Consider the following 12,907-nt stretch of genomic DNA (forward strand, 5'->3'; position numbering starts at 1 on the left):
TCTCGAGGGCATGGCCAAGCGCGTAGCGGCCCGCGAGGAGCGGACCGGGTGCGGAGCCCCGGTGCGTGTCCAGGTGTCCCCCTCGGTCGTGGACGGCGGTACGGCGGTGCCGCGGTGCGTGGTCGTGCGCGAGTCTAGTTGCCCGGGGTGCGCCGATCGGGTCGGCTCACCGGCGCGGTGGCTCCGTGTGACCGTCGGCCGAGTCCGGTGTGCCGGACGGTGGCGGGGGAGGGGGCGGCGGCGTCCGACCCGCGACCTCCTCCTGTCGCGGCCGCGCGTGGCGGGCGTGGCGTGGCGCGTGCGCGGGGTCCCGGTCGGGCAGGTCGTCCCCGTCGGCCCGCTCGGCGGGTTGAGGGCGCTCGGGAGGCTCGGCGCGGTCGGCAGGGTCGGGGCGCTGGGGGCGCTCGGTCACCGGCCGGACGGGGCGGACCACGGTCTGGTCGGGCGGGCCGTCGAGCGCGTCGAGGTGCGTGAGCGGGTCGAGCTCGGCCGCGGTGGGGGCGGGAGGTGCGTGCCTGCCGGTTCGGCGCACGGCGTCCCGACTCTCCGGCGGGCTCGCTGGGCGCGCACGGGCCGTGCCGGGCGCGGTGCCGGCCTCGCTCGAGCCCTCGGTGGGAGGCGGTTGAGCCACCTCCGGACGGCTGCGGCGCCCGGGGTTCCAGACCGGCTCCCACGCGGACTCGATGTGCGGGGCCCACGGCAGGTCCCTCGAGGCGTCGACGGCCGCGTCGGCCTCGCGCACCTCCTCGGCGGCCGGCCCGCCCCACAGGGGGCCCGCACCGTCGTCGGTGGGGACCGGACCGGTGGGTCCCCCACCCACGGGCTCGCCGCCCACGGGCCTGTCGCCGTCGGCACCGTCGCCGGGATCGTCACCGGGCCCGTCGTCGGGACCCTCGCCGGGTCCGGCGTCACCGCCGTCGGGCCCGTCGTCAGGACCACCGTGCCGAGGACCGTCGCCCGGCGTGCCCGCCCGCAGGCCGGGATTGAGCACCCGGGCCAGCCACAGGACGACCACGCGCAGCGGCCCGGGGAGCCTGCGCGCGAGAGACGCGACCATGGTGCCGAGCGGACGGGCCACCACCTCGAGCTCGCCGACACCCAGCGCGCGCAGGGCGACGAAGTAGCCCACCATCATGAGGAGCCCGACGATCACGACGCGCAGGAGCGCGCCGGCGACGTCGAGGTCGGACTCGTCCGTGCCGAGCAGGGTGAGCAGGCCCCAGCCGAGCAGGAGCGGGCCGGCGGCGGCCACCGTCATCCGCACGTGCGAGCGCAGCACGCGGCCCCCGTCGGTGCGGCCCAGCCGGGGCCGCAGGCCGAGGAAGGACAGCGCGGCGCCGACGATGTTCGACACCGCCATCGCGACGCAGGCGCCGACGAGGACCCACCGGGGGGTCAGCAGCAGCGACGCGAACGCGCCGCCGACCACGATGACGGTGAGCGGGAGCTGGAGGAAGAACAGCCGCCGGGCGTCCTCGAACGCGTAGTACACCCGCTGGATGACGGTGAACGCGCCCACCCCCACGAGGCCGAGCAGCATGGCGACGAGCACCCTGGCGATCGACTCCACCTCGACGAACGCGGCGGCCGGCGTGATGACCCGGACGACCGGCAGCGCGAGCACCATGAGCCCGCCCGAGCAGAACAGGGTGAACAGCCCGACGACGCGCAGGCCGAGGGAGAGGTCGGCGCGCACGGCGTCGAGGTCCTGGTGCGCCGCGGAGGTGGACATGCGGGTGAACAGCGCGGTGATGAGCGAGACGACGATGAGCGAGGTCGGCAGCGAGTACAGGAAGTAGGCGTTGGTGTACGCGGCGTTGCCGGCCACGTCGATGGCGTAGTCGCCCGCCGCGGAGGCAGCGGCGGCCACGTTGGAGATCGCGAGCGTCGCGAGCTGACCCACCAGGAGGGCGGCGAAGACCCACATCGCCGTCGACGTCGCGGAGCCCAGCCCGCGGCCACGGAACCCGAACTTCGGCCGCAGCTTCACCCCGGCACGGCGCAGCGGCCACATCAGGACGAGCGCCTGGGCCGCGACCCCGGCGGTCGCCACGCCCGCGAGCAGGATCGTGCGGTCCTGCGTCCACCCCTCGGCGCCGGCCGCGGTGAGGTCGGCGACCGACCCGTGCAGCCCGAGGAACACGAGCAGACCCGCGATGGCCACGACGTTGTTGAGCACCGGTGCCCACGTGTACGGGCCGAAGATGCCGCGCGCGTTGAGCACCTGTCCGAGCAGCGTGTACATCCCGTAGAAGAACAGCTGGGGGATGCACCAGTACGCGAACGTCACGGACAGCGAGTACCAGGGGTCCTCCATCCCGAAGGCGAACAGCCGCACGAGCAGCGGTGCGGCGAGCGTGAGCGCGACCGTCAGTCCGGCCAGGCCCAGCGTGATCGCCGTGAGCAGGCGGGAGACGTAGTCGTCGCCGCCGTCCTCGTCCTTGGTCATCGCCCGGACGATCTGGGGGACGAGGACCGCGTTGAGGACGCCGCCGGCGACGAGGAGGTAGATGAGGTTGGGGAGCCGGTTGGCCACGTCGAACGCGTTCGACGCGCCCGTGTTCGCTCCGAGCACCGCGACCAGGAGCACGGGCCCCTTGACCAGGCCGAGCACGCGGGAGACGAGGGTGCCGGCGAACATCGTCACCGAGGACCCGGCGAGCCCCCTCCTGCCGCTCATCGCTCGTCGTTCCTCTCGTCGTCGTCCTCGGAGGTGGCCCGGGGCGGGTGCTCCGGGCGGTCCGCACCGTCGCCGGCGCGAGGGCCATCGTCGACGACGGCGGGCTGCTCCCCCGTGACGTGGACGGTCGGCGCGCCGGGATCGCCGGCGATGACGGGCGTGGCGTCGCCGGTCGGGACCCGGACACCGCGCCGGATCCGGCGCGCGAGCCCGACGACGACGAGCAGGGCGAGCACGACGCCCGCGATCGTCACCGCGGTGCCCTCCCAGCCCGCGCGGACGCGGACGACGATCGTGGCGGCCGAGCCGATCTGCTCGCCGTCGGGCGTCACCAGCCGGATCCGCACCGGAAGGTCGCCGGACCCGATGGCCGAGACGGGGACGAGCGCGGTCTCCTGCCCGCCGGCCGGGACGACGATCTCGACGCCCTCGGGTGCCTCGAGCCTGGGGTCGTCCGGATCGACGACGACGGTCACCCGCGCGTCGAAGTCGCCCTCGTTCTCCACCCGCACCGGCAGGTCCGCCGTCGAGGCGATGAGGTTGATCGGGGAGGTGGGGGTCGGCCGGACGGCGTGCGTGGCCGCGGACAGGGAGTCGCGCCAGCCGGTGACGAGTGCTTCCCGCCCGGCGGCGTCGTCGCGCCAGCCGGCCGAGACGGCGGTGCGCACGGCGAGCGTGGCGCCGGCCACCGCGGGGGGCGGCGTGTCGGTCATCGTGGCCACCGCGGCGGCGAGCCGCTCCGTCTCCTCGGCGCGCGCGAGCCCGGCGGCGTCGATCTCGCCCGGCCCGACGGTCCGGTCGGGCAGGGAGAGGGCCTCGTCCGACGCCGGTGGGGTGTCCATGAGGTCGCCGAGGGCGAGGAGATCGACCCACGGTGCGTCGGCGAGCGCGCGGGCGACGTCGCCGACGACGGCCGGGTCGGCCGGCGAGGAGCGGTCGTAGGTGAGCAGGAGCGGGCGCGGGTCGCTGGGGCGCTCGCGGAAGACGACGGCGAGGTCGGCGAGCAGGAGCTGGCGCGACTGCACGGCGGACAGCTCGACCGGCGACCCGGTCGACCACGGCATGAGGGTGCCGGCGAGCAGCGAGCTGGCCCTCTCCTCGGCGACCAGTGCGGGGGCGGTGAGGCCGCGCGCGCCCCCGAGCTCGACGTCGGCCCGGCCGGAGACGGTGTACGTGAGGTCGGCTACGGGCGCGAGGACGGGGCCGGGCAGGACGGTGACGCTCGTCGAGCCGTCGTGCGCCAGCTCGACGGTGGAGGCGTCGACCTCCTCCCCGGCGGGCCAGGCGAGGGAGGGGACGACGTGGCCGGTGAGCATCCCGATGCGGTCGACCCCGTCGTTCGTGAGCCGCTGGGCGAGGTCCGGTCGCTCGAGGTGGGCGAGGGCGGCGAGGTCGGCGTCGCCGGCGGGCAGCGCGAGCAGCCGGTCGTCCTCGGCGAGCTCCGTGAGTGCCGTGCCCGACGGCGACCCGGCCCCGTCGAGGAGGACCGGGTCCAGCGCGAGGCTCGCCCCGGTGCCGGCGACGGCCTGGGCGAGCGTGAGCACCGCCGACGGCGCGTCCTGCGCGGAGGCGGCGCCCGGATCGGTGGTCGAGCCGGAGCCGGAGGCGGCGTCCGGAGCGGTGGTCGTCGAGGCGTCGCTCGGCGGCTCCCCGGACGGCACCTCACCGGGCGCCGCCCGGTCGGACGGGGTCTCCGTGGCCGGCGGCCCGTCGGTGGGCGGCTCCGACCCGCCGCCCGTCGGCGCCTCGGAGGCCGGTGGCGCCTCTGAGCCCGTCGGCGCCGGGTCGTCCGGTGCGCCGGCCGTACCAGGGCCGAGCCCGGGCACGAGCGCGGGGTCGGCGACGGAGCCGGACGTCGCCGGGACGAGGAGGCCGACCGGCAGCGGCTCGAGGGACTCGGCGGGCGCGCCCCACACCACGACGGAGCGCACCACCTCCTCGACCTCGCCGGCGTCGGTGAGGACGACCTCCAGGCCGCGCGGGCCCCACTCGTCGCGGCCGGCGACGAGACCGAGCTCCTCGGCGGGGACCTCGAGCTCGACCGTCCTGCTCTCGCCCGCGGCCACGGTCCCGTCGAGCTCGACCTCCGTCCGGCTCGCGTACCCCGAGGGCCCCTCGCCGGACTGCCAGGCCGCGAGCACGGACCGCGACAGAGGGATCGTCGGGTCGAGCGCCAGCGCGAGCGTGCCGTCCTCGACGTCGGTGGTCGGGGTGAGCGTGACGGTGACCGTGAGGTCGTCCTCGGGATCGAGGACCGCCGGGGCCACGTCGTCCAGGGCGAGCGGCTCGGCCGGCTCCTCGGCGTCGACAGGGTTGGTGCGGGCCGTCGTCGAGGGTGCGGCCACGGCCGGCGCGGGCGGCGGGCCGGCAGCCGGGGGAGCGGTCGCGGCCGGCCGGGGTCCGTGCGCGGCCGGGAGGCCACCTGCCGCGGGGGTCCCGGAGAGGCACAGCGCCGTCAGCGCCGAGGTGAGAAGTGCCGCCGCGGCCCGCCCCCGCGTGGCTCTCGAGATCATGCCCGGCCGGCCAGCACGTCCCGGGCTGTGGCGACCACGCGCCGCTCGTTGGGGTAGGCCAGGCGTGCCGCGACCTTGTCCAGACGCACCCACGCCACCTGCTCCGCCTCCTGGTCGGGGTCGTTCTCGATGGTCAGGGTGCCGCCGGTGGCCTCGAGGAGGAAGTGGTGCACCACCTTGTGGACGCGCCGGTCCGTGCCGGCGAACCAGTAGTCGATGGTGCCCAGGTGGCGCAGGACGCGGCCGTCGATGCCGGTCTCCTCGGCGATCTCCCGCACGGCGGCCTGCTCGGCGGTCTCGACGCCCTCGAGGTGGCCCTTCGGCAGGCACCACTCGAGGCGGCCGCCCCGGTTGCGGCGGGCGATGACGGCGACGTACGCGACGCCGTCGGCGACCTTGACGACGATGCCCCCGGCGGAGGTCTCGTCGACCACGGGCAGGCGCGAGGAGCGCGAGCCCGGGGTCCGCACCCGCAACGGGCGCGGGGCCCGTGGCTGGGGTATCGGGGCGGCAGGCATGCAGTCCACTGTAAGAGACTCCGTGCCGGACCGAAGGAGGGCGGGCCGAGCCGGCAGGACCGCTCGGGTCCGGAACGGCCGCCGTGGCACCCTTGGTCGGTGCCGGACGACCTGCCTGACGACCTCGCCCTGAAGGTGCGCGCCATGAAGGTGCTCGCTGACCTCCCGCGGCCCGTGCTCGACCTCGCCGCGGCGTTCGTCGACGCCGGCGAGGAGATCGCGCTCGTCGGCGGCCCCGTGCGGGACGCGTTCCTCGAGGTGCCGCCGAAGGATATCGACCTCACCACCTCGGCGACGCCGGAGGACACCGAGCGCCTGCTGCGCGCCTGGGGTGCGCGCACGTGGGACATGGGCCGCGAGTTCGGCACGATCGGCGGCGCGCGCGCCGGCCTCGAGGTCGAGGTGACGACCTACCGCACCGACGAGTACGAGGTGGGGTCGCGCAAGCCCGCCGTCGCGTTCGGGGACTCCCTCGAGGGCGACCTGTCCCGCCGGGACTTCACGGTCAACGCCATGGCCGTGCGACTGCCCGGGCTCGAGCTCGTCGACCCGCACGACGGCCTGGGCGACCTGGCCCGCGGCGTGCTGCGCACCCCGGTCACCGCGGAGCAGTCCTTCGACGACGACCCGCTGCGGATCATGCGGGCCGCCCGGTTCGCCGCGCAGCTGGGGTTCGACGTCGTCGGCGACGTGCGCGAGGCGATGACGGCGATGGCCTCCCGGCTGGAGATCGTCTCGGCCGAGCGCGTGCGCGCCGAGCTCGAGCGCCTGCTGGTCGGCGACCACCCGCGGGCCGGTCTCCGGCTGCTCGTCGACACCGGCGTGGCCGAGGTCGTGCTCCCCGAGCTGGCCCTGCTGCGCGAGACCGTCGACGAGCACGGGCGGCACAAGGACGTCTACGAGCACACGCTCACCGTCCTCGACCAGGCCGTCGACCTCGAGACCGGACCGGACGGCCCCGTGCCCGGACCGGACCTCGTGCTGCGGCTCGCGGCGGTGATGCACGATGTCGGCAAGCCGGCCACGCGGCGCTTCGAGCCCGGCGGCGGGGTGAGCTTCCACCACCACGAGCTCGTCGGGGCGAAGCTGACGGCGAAGCGGATGCGGGCGCTGACGTTCGACAAGCAGACGACGAAGGACGTCGCCCGCCTCGTGGAGCTGCACCTGCGGTTCCACGGGTACGGCGACGGCGCCTGGACGGACTCGGCCGTGCGCCGGTACGTCACCGACGCCGGTCCGCTGCTCGAGCGGCTCCACCGCCTCACCCGGGCGGACTCCACGACCCGCAACCGGCGCAAGGCCGCGCGCCTGTCGGCGGCCTACGACGATCTCGAGCGACGCATCGAGGAGCTCGCCGAGGCCGAGGAGCTGGCGGCGATCCGTCCGGACCTCGACGGCTCGCGGATCATGGAGCTGCTGGGGATCTCACCGGGTCCGCTGGTGGGCCGGGCCTACCAGCACCTGCTCGCGCTGCGGATGGAGGAGGGGCCGCTCGGCGACGAGCGGGCCGAGGCCGAGCTGCTGGCCTGGTGGGCCGAGCAGCCCGAGTCCTCGGCCTGAGGGCTCGTCACGGCAGCGGGGCGGCGGCGTCGCCGAACCGCTCGTCGACGGTGGCCGGCACCAGCTGCGGGGCCGGGTGGGCGTCGCGCCCCTACCGCTCGATCTCGCCGCGGATGAACGCCTCGACGTCGGCCCGGGCGGCGGTGTCCTCGCGCTGCTCGGGCGGGGACTTCATGAGGTAGGCGCTCGCCGCGAGCAGCGGGCCGCCGACGCCCCGGTCCAGGCCCAGCTTCGCGAGGCGCACGGCGTCGATGACGATGCCCGCCGAGTTGGGGGAGTCCCACACCTCGAGCTTGTACTCCAGCGACATCGGGGCGTCGCCGAAGCCGCGGCCCTCGAGGCGCACGTAGGCCCACTTGCGGTCGTCCAGCCACGCCACGTGGTCCGAGGGGCCGATGTGGATGTCGCGGGCCGGCAGGTGCCCCGCGATGTTCGACGTCACCGCCTGGGTCTTGGACACCCGCTTGGACTCGAGGCGCTCGCGCTCGAGCATGTTGCGGAAGTCCATGTTCCCGCCCACGTTGAGCTGGAACGTGCGGTCGAGCCGGACGCCCCGCTCCTCGAGGAGCCGGGCCAGCACGCGGTGCGTGATCGTGGCACCCACCTGGGACTTCACGTCGTCACCGACGATCGGCAGACCTGCGTCGACGAACTGCTGCGCCCAGTCGGGGTCCGAGGCGAGGAACACCGGCAGGGCGTTGACGACCGCGCAGCCCGCCTCGAGCGCGGCCTGCGCGTAGTGGCGGGCCGCCTCCTCGGAGCCCACCGGCAGGTAGCAGACGAGGACCTCGGCACCGCTCTCGCGCAGGGCGGCCGCCACGTCGACCGGGGCGGCGTCGGACTCCTTGATCGTCTCCCGGTAGTACCGGCCCAGGCCGTCGAGCGTGGGCCCGCGCAGCACCTCCACGCCCGTGGGCGGGACGTCGGTGAGGCGCAGCGTGTTGTTCTCCGAGGCGCCGATCGCCTCGGCGAGGTCGGCACCGACCTTGCGGGAGTCGACGTCGAACGCGGCGACGATCTCGACGTCGCGCACATGGATCCCGCCGAGCTCGACGTGCATGAGGCCGGGCACGGTGTCCCGGGGGTCGGCGTCCGCGTAGTACCGCACGCCCTGGATGAGTGAGGAGGCGCAGTTGCCCACCCCGACGACTGCTACCCGCACCACGTCTCGCCTCCTCCGTCGCTCGTCTCCGACCGCCACCGTAACCGGCGCGGGCAGCGGCACCGCGCCTCTTTCCGCCCGGCGCCGGGCGTGTGATCGGGCACAGCCGCGAGCGGCGCCACGAGCCCGAGCTCCATACTGTGGAGCTCACGTCGCGACGAAAGGTTGACGCGGATGGCCAAGGACTCCACGGGCACCGGGACCACCGACCCCGGGACGAAGGGGCGCGTGCCTCTCTGGCGACGCCTGCTGTTCTGGATGGTCGGCCTGTTCGTCGCCGGCGTGGCCGGCGCCGCGGGCCTGTTCGTCGCCGCGTACGCCTCGATCGACGTGCCGGCACCCGACGACTTCGCCCTCGCGGAGGGCACCACCGTCTACTTCGCGGACGGCGAGACGGTGATGGGCCGGTTCGCCGAGTACGACCGGAGCTCGATCTCGCTCGACGACGTCCCGGACCACGTGAGCCAGGCCGTCATCGCCTCCGAGGACCGGCGGTTCTACGAGAACCCCGGGGTCGACTGGCGCGGCATCGCCCGTGCCCTGTGGAACAACGTCCAGGGCGAGGCCCGTCAGGGCGGCTCCTCGCTCACGCAGCAGTACGTCGAGCGGTACTACACCGGCACCACGACCTCCTACGTGGGCAAGTTCCGGGAGACGATCCTCGCGCTGCGGATCGACCAGGAGCAGTCGAAGGACGAGATCCTCGAGAACTACATGAACACCATCTACTTCGGCCGCGGTACGTACGGCGTGCAGGAGGCCTCGATGGCGTACTTCGGGCACGGCGCGTCGGAGATGACGCTCTCGGAGTCGGCGCTGCTCGCAGGCATCATCCCCAGCCCGTCGGCGTGGGACCCGGGGGTGGATCCCGAGCGCGCCGAGCAGCGCTTCGAGCGCGTCCTGGACCTCATGCTCGAGGACGGGTGGATCACGGCGGAGGAGCGCGCGGACGCAGAGTTCCCGGAGGTGATCGAGCCCGAGGAGAACGAGACCTACGCCGGGCCGAACGGCTACCTCCTCGCGATGGTCCGCGACGAGGTCGTGGCCCAGGGCGATCTCACGCTCGAGGAGATCGACACCGGCGGGTACGACATCGTCACGACCATCGACCAGCGCAGCCAGCAGGCCGCGGTCGACGCCGTGGGCAACCTGCCCGAGGACCGTCCCGAGAACAACAACGTGGGTCTGGTGTCGCTGCGGCCGGAGTCGGGCGCGATCGTCGCGCTGTACGGCGGCCCGGACTACGTCACCGACGCCCGGAACAACGCCACGCAGGACCGGGCGCAGGCCGGCTCGACGGCGAAGCCCTTCACGCTGGTGGCGGCCATCGAGGACGGCGTCTCCATGGCGGAGCGGTTCCCGTCCTACACGCCGATGGAGATCGAGGGCTACGACGTCCCGGTCAACAACTACGACCAGCACAACCGCGGCCCCATCACGCTGCGGGAGGCGACCGCCCAGTCGGTCAACACCACCTACGCGCTCGTCAACCAGCAGGTCGGCCCGGAGACCATGGTCGACGTCGCGACCAGGGCCGGGTGGTCCGAGGAGACGCCGGGCCTGGTGGCGAGCGCGTCGAACGTCCTCGGACCGGCGTCCCCGACGGTGCTCGACAGCGCGCAGGCGTACAACACGTTCGCCTCCCGGGGCGTGCGGCACGAGCCGTACATCGTCGAGGAGGTGCTCGACCGGGACGACAACCGGATCTACACCGGCGGCGACGAGGGCGTGCGCGCCTTCGAGGAGGCCGTCATCGACGAGGCCACCTACGCGATGGAGGCGGTCCTCGAGCCCGGCGGCACCGGGGCCACTGCCGGCGAGATCGGTCGCCCGGCGGCGGGCAAGACCGGCTCGTCCAACGCCTACCGCTCGGCCTGGTTCGCGGGGTGGGTGCCGCAGCTGACGACCGTGGTGAGCATGTACCAGGTCGGCGAGGACGGTACCGAGGAGGAGCTCACCGGGTTCGGCGGCGTCGACCTCGTCGCGGGCGGCACCTTCCCCGCGGAGATCTGGCGCGACTACATGCAGGTGGCGACGGAGGGCATGCCAGTCGTCGAGCTCCCCGAGCGCCCGGACCCCGAGGACCTGCCCGGGTCCCCGGACCGGCAGACCCAGATCCCGACCCAGGCGCCGGTGCCCACCGAGGAGCCGACGACGGAGGAGGAGACGACCGAGGAGGAGACCACGGAGGAGGAGACGACCGAGGAGGAGACCACCGAGGAGGAGACCACGGAGGAGGAGACGACGCCGGAACCCACCGAGGAGCCGACGACCGAGGACCCGACGACGCCGGACCCCACCGAGGAGCCGACGACCGAGGCGCCGCCGTCGACGCCACCGCCCGGCCAGGGTGGCCAGGGCGGCGGGAACGGTGGTCCCGGCCAGGGTGGGGCCGGCAACGGTCGCGGTCCCGGGCAGGGCGACGGAGGCTGATCCCGCTCGGCTCCCCGCGGGTGGTGACGCGTCCCGCGCGTCGTGACGCGCGCGCCCGGGCGACCGGGCGCGGTCGGGCCCGGTTCGGCGGAGGCGGCGGGGCGCCGTCGGGCGCTGCTCCGCCGGGGTGACCGGCGGCACGGGACCGGGCGCTCCGTGCGACCCCGGGACCGGGTACCGTTGACGGTCGGCCCCGGAATCGTCCGGTGCCACGCATGACCCTCCTGTCACGGAGAGACCGTGACCGCCCAGTCCGAAGGAGGTGGGGATACCCATGCGGCAGTACGAACTGATGATCATCCTCGAGCCGGAGGTCGACGAGCGCACCGTCGCCCCGTCGCTCGACAAGCTGCTCTCGGTCGTCACGACCGGTGGCGGCACCGTGGACAAGGTCGACATCTGGGGCAAGCGCCGGCTCGCCTACGAGATCGACAAGCGCGCCGAGGGCATCTACGCGGTCATCGACATGACGACGACCCCCGAGGTGGCCCGCGAGCTCGACCGTCAGCTCGGTCTCAACGAGGCCGTCCTGCGCACGAAGCTCCTGCGTCCCGACGCCCACTGACCCGACCGACAGCCACCGTCAGGAGCTCTCATGGCAGGCGACACCATCATCACCGTGGTCGGCAACCTCACCGCCGACCCCGAGCTGCGGTTCACCCCGTCGGGGGCTGCGGTCGCGAACTTCACCGTCGCGTCGACCCCCCGCCAGTTCGACCGTCAGTCGAACGAGTGGAAGGACGGCGAGACGCTGTTCATGCGCTGCTCGGTCTGGCGTGACGCTGCGGAGAACGTGGCCGAGTCCCTGACCAAGGGCATGCGCGTCATGGTCCAGGGCCGTCTGGTCCAGCGTTCCTTCGAGACCCAGCAGGGCGAGAAGCGCACGGTCGTCGAGATGCAGGCCGACGAGGTCGCTCCCTCGCTGCGCTACGCGACCGCCAAGGTCACGCGCACCCAGCGCGGTGGCGGCGGCTTCGGCGGCAACCAGGGTGGCGGCTTCGGTGGCGGCAACCAGGGTGGTGGCGGCTACGGCGGCGGCAACCAGGGTGGCGGCTACGGCGGTAACCAGGGCGGCCAGGGTGGCTTCAACGGCCCGGCCGGCGGCAGCCCCGACGACCCGTGGGCCACGCAGGGTGGCGGCACCGCCTTCCCGAACGACCCGCCGTTCTGAGCCTTCCCGTCGGCACGCTCGACGAACCTGCCGCCCTGCGCGGCGACAACGACATCCACGAAGGGCCCGGACGCGCGACGCACGCGCGCGAGGGCCGGTACTGAGAACCCAAGGAGAACCCCATGGCGAAGCCCGTACTTCGCAAGCCCAAGAAGAAGGTCGGTCCGGTCAAGGCCGTCAAGGTCGGCACGATCGACTACAAGGACACCGCCACGCTGCGGAAGTTCATCTCGGATCGCGGCAAGATCCGCTCGCGCCGGGTCACCGGCGTCTCCGTCCAGGAGCAGCGCCTCATCGCGAAGGCCGTGAAGAACGCCCGCGAGATGGCTCTGCTGCCCTACACCGGCGCCGGACGCTGAGGAAGGGGATCGAGATGGCAAAGCTGATCCTCACCCACGAGGTCACCGGTCTCGGTGCCGCGGGAGACGTCGTCGAGGTCAAGGACGGGTACGCCCGCAACTACCTGGTCCCGCGCGGTCTGGCTGACCGGTGGACCAAGGGCGGCCAGAAGCAGGTCGACCAGATGACGTCCGCCCGCCGCACGCGCGCGATCGCCACGGTCGAGGAGGCCCAGGCCACCCGCGACCGCCTCCAGTCGGTCCCGGTCACCGTGGCCGTCCGCGCCGGCGAGGCCGGCCGCCTGTTCGGCGCCGTGTCGACCGTCGACATCGCCGAGGCCGTCGCGGCCGACGGCGGGCCGCAGCTCGACCGCCGCAAGATCGAGATCCCGGCCCCGATCAAGTCGCTCGGCGAGCACCGCGTGCAGGTCCGCCTGCACGAGGACGTCACGGCGAGCCTCGTCGTCAACGTGGTCCCGGAGGCCTGACGCGCCTCTCTGACCAGTGAGCGCGATTCTGCTCGACCGGTGAG

General features: G+C 74.1%; 10 protein-coding genes. 6 read left to right on the forward strand and 4 right to left on the reverse strand.

Annotated elements, in window-relative coordinates; translation table 11 throughout:
• Positions 1-166: 166 nt before the first annotated feature.
• From murJ to ACPYO4_RS00650, 3 genes are read right to left on the reverse strand one after another with little or no spacing between them, the layout of a single operon-like run.
• Positions 167-2,680 (reverse strand): murein biosynthesis integral membrane protein MurJ, encoded by a 2,514-nt coding sequence (murJ, locus tag ACPYO4_RS00640; RefSeq protein ID WP_425707267.1) that lies wholly within the window; start codon positions 2,678-2,680, stop codon positions 167-169.
• Entirely contained in the window at positions 2,677-5,193 is a 2,517-nt protein-coding gene (locus ACPYO4_RS00645) for a DUF6049 family protein (protein WP_425707268.1), read from the reverse strand. Before ACPYO4_RS00645 ends, murJ begins: the two co-directional genes overlap by 4 nt.
• The gene (locus ACPYO4_RS00650; RefSeq protein ID WP_425707269.1) at positions 5,190-5,711 is read right to left on the reverse strand and encodes an NUDIX hydrolase; all 522 of its coding nucleotides are present in this window, start codon (positions 5,709-5,711) and stop codon (positions 5,190-5,192) included. The genes ACPYO4_RS00645 and ACPYO4_RS00650 overlap by 4 nt, the downstream gene beginning before the upstream one ends.
• 144 nt (positions 5,712-5,855) lie before the next feature.
• Here ACPYO4_RS00650 and ACPYO4_RS00655 point away from each other — a divergent pair, with 144 nt between their 5' ends.
• Positions 5,856-7,271: a CCA tRNA nucleotidyltransferase gene (locus ACPYO4_RS00655; RefSeq protein ID WP_425707623.1), complete on the forward strand. Its 1,416-nt coding sequence runs from the start codon at positions 5,856-5,858 to the stop codon at positions 7,269-7,271.
• Between the two features lie 91 nt (positions 7,272-7,362).
• On the opposite strand, the gene ACPYO4_RS00660 is transcribed toward ACPYO4_RS00655, so the two are convergent.
• Positions 7,363-8,436, reverse strand: a complete 1,074-nt coding sequence (locus ACPYO4_RS00660) for an inositol-3-phosphate synthase (protein WP_425707270.1) — start codon at positions 8,434-8,436, stop codon at positions 7,363-7,365.
• A 171-nt stretch (positions 8,437-8,607) separates the two neighbouring features.
• Between ACPYO4_RS00660 and ACPYO4_RS00665 the strand changes: the two genes are divergently transcribed.
• The 5 genes from ACPYO4_RS00665 (at position 8,608) to rplI (ending at position 12,863) form a co-directional block, all read left to right on the forward strand.
• Positions 8,608-10,866, forward strand: a complete 2,259-nt coding sequence (locus tag ACPYO4_RS00665) for a transglycosylase domain-containing protein (RefSeq protein WP_425707271.1) — start codon at positions 8,608-8,610, stop codon at positions 10,864-10,866.
• A gap of 274 nt (positions 10,867-11,140) precedes the next feature.
• Positions 11,141-11,431, forward strand: a complete 291-nt coding sequence (rpsF, locus tag ACPYO4_RS00670) for a 30S ribosomal protein S6 (RefSeq protein WP_425707272.1) — start codon at positions 11,141-11,143, stop codon at positions 11,429-11,431.
• A gap of 30 nt (positions 11,432-11,461) precedes the next feature.
• Positions 11,462-12,037: a single-stranded DNA-binding protein gene (locus ACPYO4_RS00675; protein WP_425707273.1), complete on the forward strand. Its 576-nt coding sequence runs from the start codon at positions 11,462-11,464 to the stop codon at positions 12,035-12,037.
• Positions 12,038-12,159: 122 nt separating this feature from the next.
• On the forward strand, positions 12,160-12,396 hold the full coding sequence (rpsR, locus tag ACPYO4_RS00680; RefSeq protein WP_425707274.1) for a 30S ribosomal protein S18: 237 nt from the start codon (positions 12,160-12,162) through the stop codon (positions 12,394-12,396).
• Positions 12,397-12,410: 14 nt separating this feature from the next.
• Positions 12,411-12,863 (forward strand): 50S ribosomal protein L9, encoded by a 453-nt coding sequence (rplI, locus tag ACPYO4_RS00685; protein WP_425707275.1) that lies wholly within the window; start codon positions 12,411-12,413, stop codon positions 12,861-12,863.
• Positions 12,864-12,907: the final 44 nt, after the last annotated feature.

The sequence above is a fragment of the Georgenia sp. Z1491 genome (assembly GCF_049856175.1).
Taxonomy (GTDB): Bacteria; Actinomycetota; Actinomycetes; order Actinomycetales; family Actinomycetaceae; genus JB111.